The 18,158-nt window shown below is 57.8% G+C and carries 14 protein-coding genes and 3 pseudogenes; 7 read left to right on the top strand and 10 right to left on the bottom strand.

Annotated features, from left to right (window positions below; translation table 11 throughout):
• Positions 1–260 (top strand): hypothetical protein (locus tag ALO64_RS25985; protein WP_217996277.1); only part of this gene is annotated, 260 nt, incomplete at its 5' end.
• A gap of 209 nt (positions 261–469) precedes the next feature.
• Entirely contained in the window at positions 470–3,964 is a 3,495-nt protein-coding gene (locus ALO64_RS16555; protein ID WP_044344391.1) for a hypothetical protein, read from the top strand.
• Between the two features lie 50 nt (positions 3,965–4,014).
• On the opposite strand, the gene ALO64_RS16550 is transcribed toward ALO64_RS16555, so the two are convergent.
• A complete protein-coding gene (locus ALO64_RS16550; RefSeq protein WP_044344394.1) occupies positions 4,015–4,875 on the bottom strand; it encodes a CAP domain-containing protein in 861 nt (286 codons plus the stop codon).
• Positions 4,876–5,105: 230 nt separating this feature from the next.
• Here ALO64_RS16550 and ALO64_RS16545 point away from each other — a divergent pair.
• A pseudogene (locus ALO64_RS16545) lies at positions 5,106–6,405 on the top strand (APC family permease).
• A gap of 44 nt (positions 6,406–6,449) precedes the next feature.
• Here the strand turns inward: ALO64_RS16545 and ALO64_RS16540 are convergent.
• A complete protein-coding gene (locus tag ALO64_RS16540; protein ID WP_044344393.1) occupies positions 6,450–7,025 on the bottom strand; it encodes a nitroreductase family protein in 576 nt (191 codons plus the stop codon).
• Positions 7,026–7,049: 24 nt separating this feature from the next.
• Here ALO64_RS16540 and ALO64_RS16535 point away from each other — a divergent pair.
• Both ALO64_RS16535 and ALO64_RS16530 read left to right on the top strand, forming a co-directional pair.
• Positions 7,050–7,865, top strand: a pseudogene (locus ALO64_RS16535) (sensor histidine kinase); the annotation flags it as partial.
• A gap of 265 nt (positions 7,866–8,130) precedes the next feature.
• Positions 8,131–8,373: a hypothetical protein gene (locus ALO64_RS16530; RefSeq protein WP_005733063.1), complete on the top strand. Its 243-nt coding sequence runs from the start codon at positions 8,131–8,133 to the stop codon at positions 8,371–8,373.
• Positions 8,374–8,559: 186 nt separating this feature from the next.
• On the opposite strand, the gene araH is transcribed toward ALO64_RS16530, so the two are convergent.
• From araH to ALO64_RS16510, 4 genes are all read right to left on the bottom strand, one after another.
• On the bottom strand, positions 8,560–9,525 hold the full coding sequence (gene araH, locus ALO64_RS16525; protein WP_004664988.1) for an L-arabinose ABC transporter permease AraH: 966 nt from the start codon (positions 9,523–9,525) through the stop codon (positions 8,560–8,562).
• Positions 9,526–9,566: 41 nt separating this feature from the next.
• Entirely contained in the window at positions 9,567–11,090 is a 1,524-nt protein-coding gene (gene araG, locus ALO64_RS16520; RefSeq protein WP_044344389.1) for an L-arabinose ABC transporter ATP-binding protein AraG, read from the bottom strand.
• Between the two features lie 55 nt (positions 11,091–11,145).
• The gene (locus tag ALO64_RS16515; protein ID WP_003410036.1) at positions 11,146–12,159 is read right to left on the bottom strand and encodes a substrate-binding domain-containing protein; all 1,014 of its coding nucleotides are present in this window, start codon (positions 12,157–12,159) and stop codon (positions 11,146–11,148) included.
• Positions 12,160–12,344: 185 nt separating this feature from the next.
• The gene (locus ALO64_RS16510) at positions 12,345–13,217 is read right to left on the bottom strand and encodes an SMP-30/gluconolactonase/LRE family protein (RefSeq protein WP_002553557.1); all 873 of its coding nucleotides are present in this window, start codon (positions 13,215–13,217) and stop codon (positions 12,345–12,347) included.
• 248 nt (positions 13,218–13,465) lie between these two features.
• Here ALO64_RS16510 and ALO64_RS16505 point away from each other — a divergent pair.
• Positions 13,466–14,616 (top strand): annotated as a pseudogene (locus ALO64_RS16505) (aldose epimerase family protein).
• A gap of 52 nt (positions 14,617–14,668) precedes the next feature.
• Here ALO64_RS16505 and ALO64_RS16500 read toward each other — a convergent pair.
• The 4 genes from ALO64_RS16500 to ALO64_RS26555 are packed head-to-tail and all read right to left on the bottom strand — an operon-like array spanning position 14,669 to position 17,317.
• On the bottom strand, positions 14,669–15,565 hold the full coding sequence (locus tag ALO64_RS16500; RefSeq protein WP_044344388.1) for a metal ABC transporter substrate-binding protein: 897 nt from the start codon (positions 15,563–15,565) through the stop codon (positions 14,669–14,671).
• A gap of 11 nt (positions 15,566–15,576) precedes the next feature.
• Positions 15,577–16,446 (bottom strand): metal ABC transporter permease, encoded by an 870-nt coding sequence (locus tag ALO64_RS16495; RefSeq protein WP_002553554.1) that lies wholly within the window; start codon positions 16,444–16,446, stop codon positions 15,577–15,579.
• Positions 16,443–17,192 carry a zinc ABC transporter ATP-binding protein AztA gene (gene aztA, locus ALO64_RS16490; protein ID WP_044344387.1) on the bottom strand — a complete coding sequence of 250 codons (750 nt, stop codon included), beginning with the start codon at positions 17,190–17,192 and terminating at the stop codon, positions 16,443–16,445. Before aztA ends, ALO64_RS16495 begins: the two co-directional genes overlap by 4 nt.
• Positions 17,189–17,317: a hypothetical protein gene (locus tag ALO64_RS26555; RefSeq protein WP_002553552.1), complete on the bottom strand. Its 129-nt coding sequence runs from the start codon at positions 17,315–17,317 to the stop codon at positions 17,189–17,191. Before ALO64_RS26555 ends, aztA begins: the two co-directional genes overlap by 4 nt.
• Positions 17,318–17,530: 213 nt before the next feature.
• Here ALO64_RS26555 and ALO64_RS26395 point away from each other — a divergent pair.
• A partial coding sequence (locus ALO64_RS26395; protein WP_235805007.1) for a radical SAM protein occupies positions 17,531–18,158 on the top strand: 628 nt, incomplete at its 3' end.

Genomic DNA, 18,158 nt, shown 5'->3' with positions numbered 1-18,158 from the left:
TTGTTCAGCGTCTCCCTAAGCTATTTGCCGCGCTGCCAATTAATAGTAATCAGCGAAACTTGTTCGATGCTGTGAAACGTTGTGAAATCAGATTTCACAACGAATTAATACCGCAAATCCACAGAGATATCAAAGTGATATTTATTTCTGGTTTATTTCTGGTGATATTAATTCTTTATGTACCACGAGACGGGGCTCCAACGTTTACGGGGTGTTCGCCAGAGCCTTTATTATTTATCGACGCGTGTGAATTGTTGTGAAAAGAGATTAGCGATCCGCCACTTCACTTGTCGGAATGATAGTGTCGACCCATAAGCCCTGTTCTTTTGATTTGAAAACGAGACGCCGTTCAAACTATTCACACGAATAAAGAGTTCGTCATTGAACACAGGGTTTCGTTCGCCTCGCGGCACTCAATTATTGAGTCGCCTGCTCCACGTCCAGCGGTTAACAACAGGAGTTATATGCTATGTCGACGTCCACGATCAGCCCGGCGCCTGGCCCTCTTCCGCCCCCCGCACCGGGCACGAATGCCCGAACGCGATTCAACCAGGTGCTGCAGACCAGCAACCGCAACGGCGGCCAATACCGGCCAGCGGGCGCAGACGAAAAGGCACCTGCGCTGGGCAGTTACGCATCGATAGAAAAGCCCGGCACTGTGGCGGCTGACACAGTGCGCTACATCACCCAGGAAGGTGATCAGGTACTGGTAAGCAAATCCACCAGCCCGGAGCTCTATCGTCAGGTCGTCGAAGACCAACCCCGAGTGGCAGGTTTCAGGGCCAGTGTGGCTGCTGGCTACTCCCCAGCCAGAGCTGATGCTGCCGCGCCAGCGACGCTGAGCGGCTATGCCCGTATCGGAGCACCGGACGAAATGGGGCCGGGGCTGATTCGCTATGAAGCCGCCGATGGCAGCAAGGTCATCGTTTCGCAGCAACAGAACCCGGAACACTTCAAACAGGTGGCATCGGATTTCAAATCGCTATCCGGCGTAGGCAGCAGTCAGCGCGAAGGCTACAGGGTGGCAGGCGCGGACGAAAAGCCGCCGGAAAACATTGCAGGCTTTGCAGTGGTCGGCCCAGTGGATGAAGTCGGGCCGGGCGTGATGCGTTATGTCGACCGTGACGGCAATAAAATCGTCGTGGCCAAGAGCGACAATCCTGAGCTGTACAGCGCGGCCAAAGACGCTTTCAATACCCTGACCGGGCTGAACACGAGCGAAGCGCAAGGTTATCGCAGGGCGGGTGACAACGAAGTATGGCCACCCGTATTCGGCACCACCGTCGGCCCGTTGAATGAGGTCGGCCCGGACACTATCCGTTACGAGCACAACGGAGAGAAGGTTGTGGTCACCCGTGACGACAATCCGAAGTTGTTCGATTATCTGGCAGCGCTGCAAACCATAGTGTCGGACCCGCAAAAAAGAGCTGCGATGGAAACAGCAGTCAACGAAGGGCAGATTCTTGCTGACCGCAACACCCCCATTCCCAGCTTGAACGACATTACACAGTTCACTTGGGTGTCTGGCCAGGAAGGAAGCCAGATCAGCTATCAGAATCAGAGCGGTGAGCGGATTGTCGTCACTGAAGCATTGACCCCTGAACTATTTGACAAAGTAACCACCCTCCATGACGCCTGGAACAAGATCAACAGCAGCCGGGAAGAAGGTTACACGTTGGCAGAGCCTCATGACTTTTTGAAGAATCAGGACATAACCATCGGTTCACCGGACGAATTGGGCGCGGGTCTGATTCGTTTCGAGAACGGCGATGGCAAGTTCATCGTCTCCAAGGATTCCAGCCCGCAGTTGTACGATGACGTGGTGGAAAAATGGAATGAGCTGGGCACCGGCAATATCGGTGAAACCCGCAGTCGGCATAACTTGCCGCCCGTGGCCGAGCTGGATCTGATGGGGCAGAAAACCGGCGTGAAAGCCGACAAGGATGACGAGAATTCCGAAGAGCTGAACGTCGGCGAACTGGCGACCAAGGAACTGCTCGACCAATACCGCGACGGTGTGAACAAAGGGGATATTGCCAAGGATGACCCTCGCGCAAAACTGGTCAGGGCAATCGAGGCGCAGGCTGCTTATGACAACGGTCGCGGCCTGACCGGTTATGAAGAGGCCAAAGGCGCTTTCGGCGGCACCTGGCGCGAATTCGACAGCAAACAGACCCAACTCAGTTCGGCCGACATGCACGACATCATCGATGGCGGCAAGCTGCAAGAACAACTGACCACACTGTTCTCTGATCCTACCGTGCAGCAGGACTACCAGAGCAAGATGACCGATGCACTGGGCAAAGTGCCCAACAAGGACGAAATCAAGCAGAAGCTGCTCGACCTCACCGCCAATCCCGATTACGTACTTTACCTCAAGGACCTGAAAAAGCAGGGCCTTGGCCAAGAGGCGCAGAAAGACCTGAGCGACACCTTGTCCTCACTTGCGCTGGTCGATCCAGAAGGCGCCAGCAAGGCGGCACAGTCTATTCAGGCCGACGGTTTGACCAGCGATCTCAACGATCTGGTCGCCGACCCGTCGAAGATCAGCGACGAGAATAACGCCCTCGCCACCAAGGACCTGTTCGGCCTGCTCAAGGCAGAGCTCAAGGGCTTTCTGGTCGATATGCCGCGCTTCCTGCAGCCCACCTTCGAAAAATTCCTTCAGGAAGGTGTCGTGGGCAACGCCAAGCTCGCAGACATCGCCAAAGCGCTCAAGGAGGTCGGTGATGCCTATCAGAAAAACGGCAAGGTCAGCGAAGCAGACATCAAGACAGCCCTTTCCAAACCCTACATACCGGTCGCTGATCGCGGCAAACTGGGCGAAATCTTCAATACGCTCAATAGCAAAGGCGTCATGGGCTCCGTTGCAGCAGGCGTGTCGCTGTTCTCGGCGATTTATCAACTGGTCGGCAACGGCGGCAAGCTAGGCGAGACACCGATTCAGCGCCTGGGCATTGCCAAGGACTTTCTGAGCTTTGCCGGCGGTGCCAGCCATTTCGTACGTCTGGCTGATCAGGTTGGCGACCTGATGGGCAAAGGCGGCCTGGTGGACATGCTGGGGCTGGACAAGACGTTACCGGAGATCTGGGGCAAGGAAAGCTTTGGCAAGGCCAAGGAAGTCAGGGTCAGCGGCATTTCCGCAAGCAACCTGAGCGAGATCCGCACCGCACTGGATGCGACTGATGAATATCGGCTCAATTCGACGCTGGGCGACATGGCTGGCGGTGCAGAAGCGGAACGCCAGGCCATGGGCGGCATCACCCAGCGGCTGGATGACGCCGTGCAGGCTTCAGGGGCCAAACTGCCCTCTGGAACTGCCAATAAAATCGCGGGCTCGGTCGTCAAAGTGCTGGGGCCTGCAACGGATCTGGCTGGTGGTTTTGCCGATATCGTACTGGGTGCATTCACCATCAAGGACGGCGTGAAGTCAGGCGACAAGCTCGCTCAGGCCGCAGGCGGCCTGCAAATTGCCGGCGGCGCCTTCGGCGCGTCAGCCGGCGTACTGGGAACTGCGGCGCTGGTGGGTGCAGGCGGCGCGGCGGCCACCGCGCTGGCCGGGCCATTCTTCCTCGTCGGCGTTGTGATTGCTGTCGTTGGCGGGATCATTGGCTATTTCGTCGACCATAACAAAAAGCAGAAAGCATCCGAAAAGGAAAACGACTGGTATCGCGATCTGGCGGCAGACGGTTTGCTGCAGTCCGACTGGGGCGACAAGGTCGAATATGCACACTACTCGATCCACCACTATCGCGAACGCGAAGCGCCTGAAGACGACAGCCTGTTCCGCTTCCAGAGTGCCGAGTGGAAGCATTTCGACGAAACGCCGCAGGAAGGCGGCTCTTCCACCAACCGCCTTGATGACACGTTACACGTGGAATACGGCGAGCCACACAAATCGCCGGTTCAACAGAAGCGTGACGAATTGAGAGAAGCACCGCGCTGGAGCGGCTCGAAGGTCTGAGCCATTCATGCATGTTCGACAAGCCGCCGTTCAGGCGGCTTTTCGGTTGATCAGGGAGCGCCAAACAGCATGGTCCAGTACACACCGTAATCGGCGTTGGTAGCCGTCGCATAGGCCGCGCCGACCTCGGTAAACATCGGGTTCATCAGGTTGGCGCAATGTCCCGGGCTGGCCAGCCAGCTGGCCATTGCCTTGCTGGCGGTGCTCTGCCCTGCTGCGATGTTTTCACCGATCTGCCGTCCGCCGTAACCTGCCGCACGGGCGCGATCTGCCGGTGAATCGTTATCAAAGCCGCGATGCGTGAAGTAATTCTCGCTGGCCATCGACTGGCTGTGCCCCTGTGCAGCCATTTCCAGGGTCGTGTTCCAGCTCAGCGGTCTGGCCGAAGGAAACGGCTGCTTGCCACACATGCGCGGCTTGGCTCGCGCGGCATTGACCTGCGCCAGAAGTATGCGGCCAGCCGAGCGTACATCTTCCAGGCTTTCGTCGATCAACGGTTTCGCCAATACCACACGCCAGTCGCCACGCTCGCGAGTGATACCGATGTCGGCGTATTGCGGGTCAAGCAAAGCGCCGCAATAGCGTTTTTCGAGCATGCCGAATGCCTCACCAGCGCTCTGCGCACCCGCAAGTCGTATGGTCCGGACGGTGACCGCCTGGTAACCGGATGCCTTGAGCGCATCACGTGAACTGCCAGCGAAATTGATCGGCAACGCTACGCTGGTGTTGAGCGTCAGCGCTCTGGAGATTTTTGTCATCCGTGCTTCGCAGCGCTGAGGTTGCCCCCGAAAATCGTTGATGGCCTGGACCAGTTGTCGCTCGTCACTGGCACTGGCATGGCTGGCGTACATGGGCAGCAGAGGCACGAGGTACACGCACATGCGCCAGAAATAACGGTGCGATTCAGGCATGAACACAGACTCGAAAAGGAAAAGGCACGCCATGAATTTCAAGGCCCAGATAGGACCCTGAAAAAGCCTCTTGGTTCATGCTGCATGTTCAAGTGCAGTGGTTATTCAAATGCCTGTTCCGGCAAAAAGCACCGCTGATCCGGGCCTCTCGCGATCACGTTGAATTTACCCGGACCATCACGATCTTCCTTACAGACCTCCTGTAACTGCCGAGAAAGGATTCTTTCACCATGGCCACTCCTCCCGAAACTCCGTCGCTGCGCCGGGCAATCACGGCACCGATGCTGACACTGTTCATCCTCGGTGACGTGCTGGGGTCTGGCGTCTATGCATTGGCAGGCACCATCGCCGGACGGGTCGGCGGAGCCATCTGGGCACCCCTGCTGATTGCCCTGTGCTTCGCCTTGCTGACCGCTGCATCCTACGCGGAACTGGTGACTAAATACCCTCGTGCGGGCGGTGCGGCGGTGTACGCCGAAAAAGCCTTTGGCAAGCCACTGCTGTCGTTTCTGGTCGGTTTTTCCATGGTGGCGGCAGGTGTCCCAGTGCTGCCGGGCTGGCGGTCGCGTTTGCCGGCGACTATTTCCAGGCATTGGTGAGCTGGCCGGCGCAGTGGGTATGTGTGGGCTTTCTGGTGATTGTTGCGCTGTTGAATGCGCGTGGCATCAAGGAGTCGTTGTCGGCCAATCTGGTAATGACCCTGATTGAGTGGTGATTGCGGCCGCAGTCTGGTTTGTCAGTCAGGGCAATGGTGTGCCGCAACGTGTATTCGAACTGGACACGAACTCACCCGCCACCGCGATTCTTGCCGCATCGCTACTGGCATTTTATTCATTTGTGGGCTTTGAAACGTCTGCCAACCTGGCCGAAGAGATCAAGGATGTGCGCAGGGTTTATCCACGGGCGCTATTCGGTGCGCTGCTCATTGCAGGCGCGGTTTATATGCTGGTCGGCGTGGGCGCGGCCATGGTGCTGCCCGTCGAACAGTTGAAAGCTTCGCAGGCCCCGCTGATGGATGTCGTCAGTGCTTCAGGGTTGGGGATACCTGCCCCATGGTTCGCGGTGATCGCGCTGATTGCGGTTGCCAATGGCGCACTGCTGACCATGATCATGGCCAGCAGACTGACCTTCGGGATGGCTCGTGAAGGGCTGTTGCCTGCTGTGATGGGCTCGGTTCTGCCTCAACGGCGCACACCCGGCGTGGCCATTTTCGCAACCACAGTGGTTGCCATCGCGCTGTCCTTTACCAGCACCCTCACCACGCTCGCTGAAACCGTGGTGTTATTGCTGCTGTTCGTGTTTCTCAGCGTCAATATCGCGGTTCTGGTGCTCAAGCGCGACAAGGTCGACGCCGGCCATTTTCAGGTTCACTGGGTCATTCCGGTATTGGCGATTCTTTCCTGCCTGCTTTTGCTGACCCAGCAAGGCCCTGAAACCTGGTTGCGTGCCGGCATGATGCTCGCTGTCGGAGCCGCGCTTTATGGACTGACCCGATTAGGCAGTTCAGTGCTGGTTTCACACCCGCGCTGAACGGCATTTGTGATGCATGCCACGCGCGTGAGTCAGGCTTTACTTCAGTGTGTAACGACGATGTCTGAAATCGGATTGCGCCACCGCTCTTCGATTCTTGCATCGTCTGCTCGATAGCCAAGAGCGATAACCAGCGGTATGACGGCACCACCTGGCAGCTGGAGAAGTTTGGCAACTTTCGCGCCTGAAAATCCTTCCATCGGGCACGTATCGATGCCCTTCGCGGCTGCGCCAGGCATGATGGTTTGAGCTGCGAAGATGGCATTGCGTGCCGCCCGTTGCCGACCGCCGATATGGCCGATGGGGAGTAGCGAGAGGGTCGGTCGGATCAGCGCTGCAAGCGCAACAATCGGCGACCACAAGACAGAAGATCCCACTCCGAGAACCTTCTGAAACATACCTATCTGTTTGCGGTAGTAGGCCTTCGAATCTGTTCCCAACACAGACGAACCTTCAACGTGGTCGAGTTGTGCGTTGGCTGTACGCAACCCCAGCGCAGGACTCGCCACGATCACGATGAGCTCGGCCGCTGATGCTGCAGCTTTCTGGCCGTTGCAAGCGACCGCCAAATTCGCTTTGAGCCCAGGATCGCGAACCCAGTGCAGTTGATAAGGCTGCATGTTCCCGCTGGAGGGGCATAGGCTGTGCGCCTGCACCGCCCGGTTCAGGCGCTTGCGCTAGGCATGAAGCAACTCGATCCGGAAAACCTTTCGCAACGCCTGCCAGTGCAATACGACCAGGAAGAACTCAAAGACATTGCCTGCGGTATAAACGCACATCTGGAACGGGTCGAGCAATTCATGGCCCGGGAACGCGCCCTTCTCGATCAGGCCAGTCATGAGTTTCGTACGCCGATCGCGGTGATCAGCGGCGCGCTGGATGTGCTGGCCAGGCAAGCGCTACCCGCGTGTGCAGCGCCACCGATTCAACGCATGCGGGCAACCGTGGATAACCTGACCGAGATCATGGTCGCGCTGCTGTATTTGTCGCGCGAGCCCATGTCCTCAGCGCCGGACGACCCCGTCGAGCTGGACCGCCTGTTGCCCGGCCTGGTCAAGGACCACCAACACCTTCTGGACGGCAAACCCGTGCAGTTTTCGGTGCACATCCACCAGACGCTTTGCCTGCAAGTGCCCGAGGCGATGTTACGCATTGCCATCGGCAACCTGTTGCGTAACGCTGCCGAAAACACCTATGACGGAACAATCACCGTACGCCTCAAGGACGGTGTATTGAGCGTGACCGACTCGGGCGAAGGCTTCGACACTGCGCAGGCGTCCCTCCACTACCTGTCTATGCTGAGAAACTCGACCAGAGCGGGCACCGGGAAAGGCCTGGGGCTTTTTCTGGTGCGGCGCATCTGCGAACGATTTCGGTGGACGCTGACCCTGGAGTCGATGCCGACGCCAGGCACTAGAGCGGAGCTGGATTTCCGGACTCGGCTAGTGCAGTACCGGTAAATTCGACAGCAAGCCTCTATAACTTCAGCGTCATGAATGGCATGAGAAACATCATGAGATTAACGGTGCGACACTATTAATAAGCACGCTAAGTTAAATTTTTTTCACAGGCCAAAAAAACAGCCTTACCGTCATAAAAAAAATATACATTATTCACGTGACCAATAACCTGCTATTCAGAAACTTCAATGCAGTTATTTGTAGCCACCCCATCATTAAGCCACGCAGAGAAAACATCATGAACCGAGTAACAGCAAAGTCCGCATTGAAAGCTCTCGTTGTGACAACCATTGCAATCATCGGCCTGCAGGGCACGGCATTTGCCGCCACCGGTATACAAACCGCACCAGCTGTCGATGGCAAACACGCGCTCGTGCAAGAGGCCGGCAAGACTGAAGCCACCCGCACCACATCTGCACCACTGCAAGTAGCGACGAGGCTGAAAAACGGCTTACGTATCAACACCGCCTGCGACGATACCGGCCTCCCTTGCCCGCCTCGCGGCTAAAAGCACCGGTTAAAAAACAGCCGCAAAGTAGTCACTTTGCGGCTGCACTGTTATAGAACAATACCGTTGTTACCTGTCCACTCTGCAAGTGATCAGCCCCCTGAACTCAGCCGCTACTTGCATCTCCATCCCTGTCGCTCATGCCCTCGCGACTAAACAGCAATGCCATAACAGCGGCCAACAGGTTCAGCGACGTTTCAGTCGGTCGATGATCACCGCCAGCAACAGAATCGTACCGCGAATCACGTATTGGTAGAACGTATCGATATTCTTCAGGTTCATCGCATTCTCGATGATCGCCAGAATCAGCACACCAGCGATTACATGGCGAATCATGCCGATGCCGCCGCTCAGCGAAACACCGCCCAGTACGCACGCCGAGATGATGGTCAGCTCGAAGCCCTGACCGATCATTGGCTGCCCCGAGGTCATACGCGAAGCCAGCACCACGCCAGCCAGTGCCCCGACAAGCCCGTGAACCGCGAAGATGATGATCTTGGTGCGATCAACATGCACACCCGCCAGCAATGCAGCTTCCTGGTTGCCACCGATGGCCATGGTGTTGCGCCCGTAGGTGGTGTAGTTGAGCAACCAGCCGAAGAATATGAAGCAGGCGATGGTTATCAGGATCGGCACCGGCACGCCATATATCTGGCCATTGCCGAAGATGAAGAAATCCTCGTTGGAGACGCCGACGGCCTTGCCGTTGGAGAAGATATACGCAAGGCCGCGCACGATCTGCATGGTCGCAAGGGTCGTGATCAGGGCATTGATGCGCAGCTTGGCAATCACGATGCCATTGATCAGACCAACCACCAGCCCCAGCGCCAGCGCGGCGGAAACACCGAGAAACACGCTGTCGGTGTCGCGGATAACAATCCCGGCGATGACCCCGGAACAGGCCAGCACCGAACCGACCGAAAGGTCGAAGTGCCCGGACGCCAGACAAAAGAGCATGGTGCAGGCAGCAATGCCCACGGTGGAAATCGCAAGGCCTAGCCCCCGCATGTTCAGCGGTGACATGAAGTTGTCGATGAACACGGCGCACAGCAGGAAGATTCCCACGGCAGCCAGGAGCATCACCCAGTCATCGGCAAAACGACGCAGGTTCATGCCCTGACGGGGAGCCTGCAGGCTGGATTCGGTAGACATATGCACCTCTTTATTATTGTTCATGGTCAGGGGACCGGTTATCAGCTGCGCGTGCGAGGCAGAGCCAATTGCAGGAGTCGCGATTCATCAGCCTCATCGCGGTTGAGTTCACCAGTGATCGCGCCTTCGCTCATCACCAGAATGCGGTCGGAAATACCCATGACTTCCATCAGGTCACTGGACACCACAATGACCGCAATCCCGTCGGCGGCCAGGTTGTGAATGATCTCGTAGATCTCGGACTTGGCACCGACGTCAATCCCGCGGGTGGGCTCGTCCAGCAACAGGACCTTCATCGGCATCGACAGCCAGCGACCGAGAATCGCCTTCTGCTGATTGCCGCCGGAGAGGAACATGATCTGTTGCTCGGGCGATGGTGTCTTGACGTTCATCGACTTGATCTGGCTGCGTGCGTTGTCGCGCTCCCAGCGGCCCTGAATCAGGCAGCCAAGATTCACATGCCGGGGCCGTGCACCGATGTTGATGTTCTCCGCGACGCTGGACAGCGGCACGATACCTTCCTTCTTGCGGTCCTCCGGGCAGAGCAGAATGCCTGCTTCGATCGAATCGCGTGGGGACTTGAGCGTCAATGGTTTGCCGTCCAGCTGCAACGTGCCTGCCGTGCTGCGCGTCAACCCCGACAGCAGACGGAACAGCTCGGTACGCCCGGCGCCCACCAGCCCGAAGAAACCCAGCACTTCACCTTTCTCTACGGCAAAACTCACGGGTTCGTGCAGCCCCGGCCCCAGTAACCCGGTCACTCGCAGGCTAGGCCCTTGATGCTGGCGCGGACGATAATTGTAGATGTCCTGAATATCCCGGCCCACCATGCAGGTCACCAGCCGGTCATGATCCAGATCAGCCATCTGCTCAAAGGTTTTTACAAAACGACCGTCCTTGAACACTGTTACGGCATCACAGACACGGAAGATTTCTTCCATGCGATGAGACACGTAGAGAACCACCCGCCCCTCGTCGCGCAGCCGCACGATAATCGCCATCAACCGGTCAATTTCACGTGCCGACAGGCTGCTGGTGGGTTCGTCAAAGGCGATGACGTGCGCATTGCGTGACATGGCCTTGGCGATCTCCACCAATTGCCGCTGGCCCAGTGAAAGATCACCCAGGCGAGTGCGCGGGTCGATTTCGTCAGCCAGGCCTTTGAGCAGCTCACCTGCCCGACGGTACATCGCACCGCGATTGATCAAACCAAAACGATTGGGCATGTGCCCAAGCAGCAGGTTCTCGGCGACGGTCATTTCCGGCACCAGATGCAATTCCTGGTGAATCACCGCCACACCCGCCGCAATACTCTCGGCGGTGGATTTGAACTGGTAGCTCTGCTCACCGATCTGCAAGGTGCCGCTATTGGGCTGATAAGAGCCGCCGAGGATTTTCAGCAGCGTGGATTTACCGGCACCGTTCTCGCCCATCAAGGCGTGAACACTGCCGGGGCGCGCTTCGAAGCTGATGTCCGAAAGCGCCTTTACGCCGGGGAAGACCTTGCCGATGCCATTGAAGCGCAAGGCACCGTTTATGGATGTTTGCTCGATAGCCTGTTGCATGAAACCAACCTCCTCGCACGTGTGAGGGGCCTGAAAATCAGGCCCATCAGTCAACTCACTTCCACAGACCGATCTTGGTCAATACTTCCTGGAAGTTGGCGCGGGTGATCAGTGTCACATCGTCCATAGCGGTATATTTAGGCGGTTCAACGCCCTCGGTGACCCACTTATACATATACAGCGCGGTGTTGTAGCCTTCCTTGTCCGGGCTTGGCAGCATGGAGCCAAAGAAGCCACTCTCTTTTTTCTTCAGCTCATCAATGGCATCGGTGCCGTTGATGCCGATCCCGATAACGTTTTTCGCGCTGAAACCATTGCTCGCCGTTGCGCGTACGCCCCCCAGAACAGTGTTGTCGTTCATGCCGCCGATGATCAGGTTTTTCGCATCGCCAGGCAGTTTTGGCAGCGCCGAGTTGGTGGCGTCCATGCTGCCTGGTACATCAAGAGTTTTCTGCGCGGTGAACAGGATGTGGTCTTTCGGCAAACCGGCCTCTTCTAGCGCCTTCACCGAACCGTCAGTGCGTTTCTTACCGGTGTCCAGCTCGTTGTAAGTGTTGATGATCGCGTAGGTGCCTTTCCACCCGCCCTCATCCCACTTGCGGTTCTTCGCTTCGGTGGCCATCGCGGCACCTTGCTTCTGGCCCACTTCAAAGGCTGCCATGCCCAGATATGGCACGTCCTCCATGAAGTTGCCTTTGGCGTCGACAAAACGATCGTCCACGGCCATGACTTTCAAACCGAGCGCCTTGGCCTTGGCCACGATTGCAGGGCCCAGAGAGACATCAGGCGGGCAGATCACAAAGCCCTTGGCACCGTTGGCGGCCAGGCTGTCGATAGCGGAAAGGGTCTTTTCACCATCTGGCACGGCAATCTTGAGCACGGTAAAACCATGCTCCTTGCCTGCCTTTTCAGCAAACGCCCATTCGGTCTGGAACCATGGCTCTTCAGCCTGTTTGACCAGAAAGCCGATTTTGACTTCATCAGCAGCGGAGGTGATGCCACTCATGCCCAGAATGGCGGTGGTGACGGCGGCACAGCACAGGGAACGAATCCCGTGACGACTCAACATAGCTAACTCCTTATTTTTATTGAATAGCTACAGCGTTCAGCGAGGTGGCGGTTGCAAACGCGGAGGCGTCCGAGAACCGATTAAATAGTCATACCATATAATGAATGACCGCTATGTAACCGAATGTCACTCCTGCATTTCCCACCGCGACGCCGCCGCAGAAAAGGCGACGGCGCGGCATTTTTTCAACCGCTGAAGCGCTGACACAGCGTTCCTTTGACGCCGACATGCGCCATCAGCACCGCGCCATCGAACCGTCCATGAGCATCGGCAGGCGCTGCACTGGTGACATACAGTGTCTCAAGGTCAGGACCACCGAACACACAACTGGTGGGATGGCTGACGGGCAGCTCGATGACCCGGTCGACACTGCCGTCTTGGGCAAAGCGGATCAGGCAACTGCCTCCCCAGCGCGCGTTCCATACATAACCTTCGGCATCCATTGCCGAGCCGTCGGGCGAACCCTGGCCCTGCTCGGCCGCCCATACCTGACGTGGTCCCAGCGAGCCATCTTCCTGCACAGGGTATTGGTAGATCACTTCGTCCAGGGTATCGGCGCTGTACAGCACGCTGCCGTCGATATTCCACAGCAGGGTATTGACGATGCCCTGCCCGTCCAGCAAACGCGTCACGCGGGCGTCGGATTCAACCCGGAACAGCCCGCCCGAACGACGGACCAAAGGTACGTCTTCGCCTTCGGCATCGATATTGTTTTGCATGCTGCCCAGCCACAGGCGGCCACGCGCGTCACAACGGGCCTCATTGGCGCGATTGCCAGGGGTCGGGTCTGCGACGCAAAACAACGCCAGTGAAGTTTTTTCGGATGTGAGGTCCAGGCGATACACGCCGCTGGCCAGAGTCACCAGTGCGTCGCCCTGCTCGGTCGGTATAAACGCAGACACCGGCTCGGGCATGCGCCATTGGCGATACTCCCCGGCAACCAGCCGACAAGCCAGAAAACCGGCAATGTCGACCCAGTACAAGGCCTGCTCTGCGGCATCCCAGAAGGAGCCCTCGGCAAGCTTGAAACGGTGCTCGGAAACGGGCAGCCAGTTCATGAAAAATGTCCTTTGTTATTGTTGTAAAGGCACTTTTTGGATGTTTGCGTCGCAGTCTTGTCCAACCTGCGTGCCCAGTCGACCTGTTTCGCAGGCATCCAGCGGATCGACCGGCTTCAGTGAAGCTGGCACTACTAAATAGTATTACAATTTATTTTTCAAGTGGCATTTTATAGGCTATAAATCCATGCATCGGCTTTAATCCGATCAAATAGTCTTACCAATAACAATAAAAGCAGGCAGATCAGATGAAAACACATGCTCTCCTCAGCACCCTTGGACTGTCCTTGATGATCAGCACCTTGACTGCACAGGCCGCGGCACTCTCCAGCGAGCACAGCACTTTCGGCCAACTGCCCGACGGCACTGCCGTCGAGAAATTCACCCTGCGCAACAGTCACGGCGTGCAGGCCAGCATCATCACCTACGGCGCGACGCTGCAATCGCTGCTGGTGCCTGACAAGGCCGGAAAGGTCGAGGATATCGTCCTGGGCTTCGACGATGTTCAGGGCTACCAAGACAACGGCACGGTTTATTTCGGCGCGACCATCGGCCGATTCGGCAACCGCCTGGCAGGCGGAAAGTTCAGCCTGGATGGCAAGACCTACCAGGTCCCGCTCAACGACAAGACCAATGCCCTGCACGGCGGCACTCAGGGTTTTGACAAACGACTCTGGAAGGCAGAAGAAACCAAGACCGGTGATTCGGTCGGCGTGAAGCTGACCTACGTGTCGCCGGATGGCGAGATGGGCTTTCCGGGCACATTGAAAACTGAAGTCACTTACAGCCTGAATGAGAAAAACGAGCTGAAGATTGACTACCGCGCCACCACTGACAAGCCGACAGTGCTGAACCTGACCAACCACAGCTATTTCAACCTGGCGGGTGCAGGCACAGTGGTGATGTACTCAAACAGGTCGCCACCCTGCACGCTTCGCACTACACACCGGTCAACGACAAGCTGATCCCGACCGGCGAACTGCCTGCCGTCGCTGGCACGCCGATGGACTTCCTCAAGCCCACCGCGTTCGGCAAGCACATAAAGGATGATCACCAGCAGTTGAAATATGCCGAACCCAAACAAGGCGGTTTTGATTTCAACTGGGTACTCGACACTAAGGGTGATGTGAAGAAACTGGCCGCCGAGGTCAGCGACCCGCAATCAGGCCGCAGGCTGCAGCTGTTCACCACAGAGCCAGGCGTACAGCTGTATACCGGCAACTTCCTGGATGGCAGCATTCATGGCAAGGCGGGCAAGGTCTACCCGCACTGGGGTGCCTTTACCCTGGAGACCCAGCACTATCCTGATGCGCCCAATCAGCCGAAATTCCCCAGCACACGACTGGACCCAGGCAAAGCCTACACCCAGACCACCGTGTTCAAGTTTCTCAATAACTAGGGACGTTGAAGTCGCCCAGCCCCTGAAACCCAGGGGCTGGCGACTCTCGAGGTTACTGATTGCGCTTCATTGCCGCAGTCAAGGTATCGACGTTGTAACGGAACATCTTCGCGTAGGTTGACGCAGGGCCGTCGGCTGGCGACAAGGCTTCGACATACAGCTCACCGCCTGGCTGGGCACCACTGGCTTCGGCAATCTGCTTGACCAGACGCGGGTCGCTGGAGTTTTCGAAGAAGTAGGCACTGACATGCTCGGCCTTGATCTGACGAATCAGTTTCGAGACATCAGCTGCCGACGCTTCCGATTCGGTAGACAAGCCCAACGGTGACAGGAAAGTCACGCCATAGGCATCGCCAAAGTAGCCGAACGCATCATGAGAAGTGAGGATCTTGCGCTTGGCGGCCGGAATCGAATGAATCTGATCGCGGGCGTAAATGTCCAGTTGTTGCAGCTCGACGATGTAGCGATCGCCATTGGCTTGATACTCGCTTGCTCCTTCCGGGTCGGCTTTCTTCAGCGCGGCGATAATGTTACGCACATAAATCACCCCGTTGGCGGAGCTGTTCCAGGCGTGCGGGTCGACAATACGCTTGCCATCTTCGTCCATGCTGCGGGTCTTGATCCCTTCAGAGAGCACTACCGGCTTGCCCTTGTAGCCCGACGCTTTGATGAGACGATCCATCCAGCCTTCCAGATGCAGGCCACTGACAAACGCCAGGTCGGCATTTTTCAATGCCTGAGCATCACTTGGCGTTGGCTCGTAGACATGCGGGTCGCCGTTCGGGCCGATCAGGGACTTTACGTGAACACGGTCGCCGCCGACCGTACTGACCATGTCCGCGATGACCGTGAACGACGCAACGGCTTCCAGCGGTTTGGCCTGGGCCAGGCTGGCGAACGCAGACAGCGCCAGTGCAGCTATGGAACTCAACACCATCAATCGTTTCATGACGTACCTTTTCAGTTAGCCAGGTGAGGTTTGGGAAACAGTCGGCGCACGATTCCCGTGCGCCCGAACAACAGGGAAAGACCGTAGAACGCACTGGCGGTAAGCACGATGGCCGGGCCCGAGGCGACGCCAAGGTGGTAGGAAACGATCAGGCCGATCAGGCCTGACAAGGTCGCCAGCAGTGTCGAAATCACCATCAGGCCACTCAGCGAGTTGGTCCAGAAACGTGCCGCGGTTGCCGGCAGCATCATCATGCCCACGGCCATCAAGGTGCCCAGCGCCTGAAAACCTGCCACCAGGTTCAGCACCACCAGCAACAGAAACAACACGTGGTACAGCGAGCCGCGCCCGCCGACCGCACGCAGGAAGCCCGGATCGAAGCATTCCAACACCAGTGGGCGATAGATCACCGCCAACAGAATCAGCGTGAAGGAAGCAATGCTGCCGACCATATAGATAGCCGTGTCATCAATGGCCAGAATGGTGCCGAACAGCACATGCAGCAGGTCGACACTGGAGCCATGCAGCGAAACGATCAGCACCCCGGCCGCCAGAGAGGTCAGGTAAAAGCTGGCAAAACTGGCGTCTTCACGCAGCGAGGTCAGTCGGCTCACCAGCCCTGACAGCAAAGCCACTGCCAGCCCGGCGATCAGCCCGCCGAAGCCCATCGCGGGCAACGACAGACCGGCGACCATGAAGCCCACCGCCGCGCCGGGAAGCACCGCATGGCTCATGGCATCGCCCACCAGACTCATACGGCGCAGCATCAACAGCACGCCCACCGGCCCGGAACCAATCCCCAGTGCCAGACATGCCACCAGCGCGCGGCGCATGAAGCCGAATTCGATAAAGGGCTCGACGACCAGGCTATAGAGCATCATGAGCGCTCGCCCTCGCTATCGCACAGCAAGGCGTCCGGGCTCCAGTACTCGGCTATGTTGCGCGCCTTGCGCAGGTTGGCGGCGCTGAGCACTTGCGAGGTTTCGCCCCAGGCAATGGCTTCACGGGCCATCAGCAGGGTTTGCGGAAAGTGCTGACGAACCTGTTCGATATCGTGCAGGACCGCGATCACTGTGCGCCCCTGCCCATGCCAGGCGCGCACCAGCTCCAGCAGATCACGGGTGGTGCGTGCGTCGATGGCGGTAAATGGCTCGTCGAGCAGAATCACAGAAGCATCCTGCAGCAGCAATCGGGCAAACAGCACCCGCTGGAACTGGCCGGACGACAACGAACCGACGCTGCGCCCTTCAAAACCCTCCAGGCCGACCGTGCTCAGCGCTTCCCCGGTTAATCGCGCATGATTGCGTGTCAGGCTGCGAAACGGCCCGATGCTGTGCCAGGCCCCCATCGAAACGGTATCGGCGACGCTCAGCGGAAAACTGCGATCGATTTCTGCGGCCTGGGGCAGGTAGCCGATCGTGCGGGTCGCCAGGCGGCCACGGTCAACGCGCCCCTGCGCAGGCTTCATGGTGCCAGCGATGGCCTTGATCAAGGTCGATTTACCCGCCCCGTTCGGCCCGACGATGGCCGTCAGGCTGCCCGCCTCGAACCGCCCGCTGATGTGGTGCACCGCCGGGCGGCGCTCATAGGCCACAGTAAGGTTTTCCAGAGCAATGGCTGCACTCATGGAATGGCCACCGACCAGCCGATGGCCAGCCAGAGCAATATCAGCACCGCAAGAGAAAACAGGACCCGCTTCCAGGCCGATTGGGCCAGCACGGAGCCTGCTATCGAGGCAAAAGGAGTTTTCACGCGAAAGTAACCTGCAACTATTTGTTACAGTATTACATACCGATCGCGCAAATGTTATTAAATAACATTCATCCTTGAGTGCGCCCGTCCGGACAAGACTTCACTCTCGCTGAAAATCGTTAACCCATAGCGATACGTAAAGGCCCGCTGTACGGTACTTGTCGAGCTGCACCCGACCCTATACTGTACATGCAAACAGTAAAGGGGTACTTCATGCAGCTTATCGACAAGCTCAGCATTCTGGCGGACGCCGCCAAGTACGATGCGTCGTGCGCCAGCAGTGGAGCACCCAAGCGCAGCTCGCAGGACAAATCCGGTCTGGGTTCCACCAACGGCATGGGCATCTGCCATAGCTATACGCCGGATGGCCGTTGCGTGTCGCTGCTGAAAATCCTGTTGACCAATTTCTGCTTTTACGACTGCCAATACTGCGTCAACCGCCGCTCCAGCGACGTGCCTCGTGCGCGCTTCACGCCCGAAGAAGTGGTCACCCTGACGCTGGACTTCTACCGTCGCAATTGCGTCAGCGGGCTGTTTTTGAGTTCCGGGATCATCCGCTCTGCGGATTACACCATGGAGCAACTGGTCGAGGTCGCCCGGTTGTTGCGCGAGGTGCACGAGTTTCGCGGTCATATCCACCTCAAGACCATCCCCGACGCCGATCCGGCGCTGATCGAAAAAGCCGGTCGCTATGCCGACCGCCTCAGCGTCAATATCGAGCTGCCGACCGACCTGAGCCTGCAAACCCTTGCACCGGAAAAAGACGTCGCGTCGATCAAACAGGCCATGCAAACCATTTACACCGGCGAGCAAACCGTGCGCAACGAGCCGCGCTCGCCGC

Source organism: Pseudomonas meliae (genome assembly GCF_001400515.1).
GTDB lineage: Bacteria > Pseudomonadota > Gammaproteobacteria > Pseudomonadales > Pseudomonadaceae > Aquipseudomonas > Aquipseudomonas amygdali.
The sequence above is the reverse complement of the archived record's forward strand: the minus strand, read 5'-3'. Positions and strand labels throughout refer to the sequence as shown.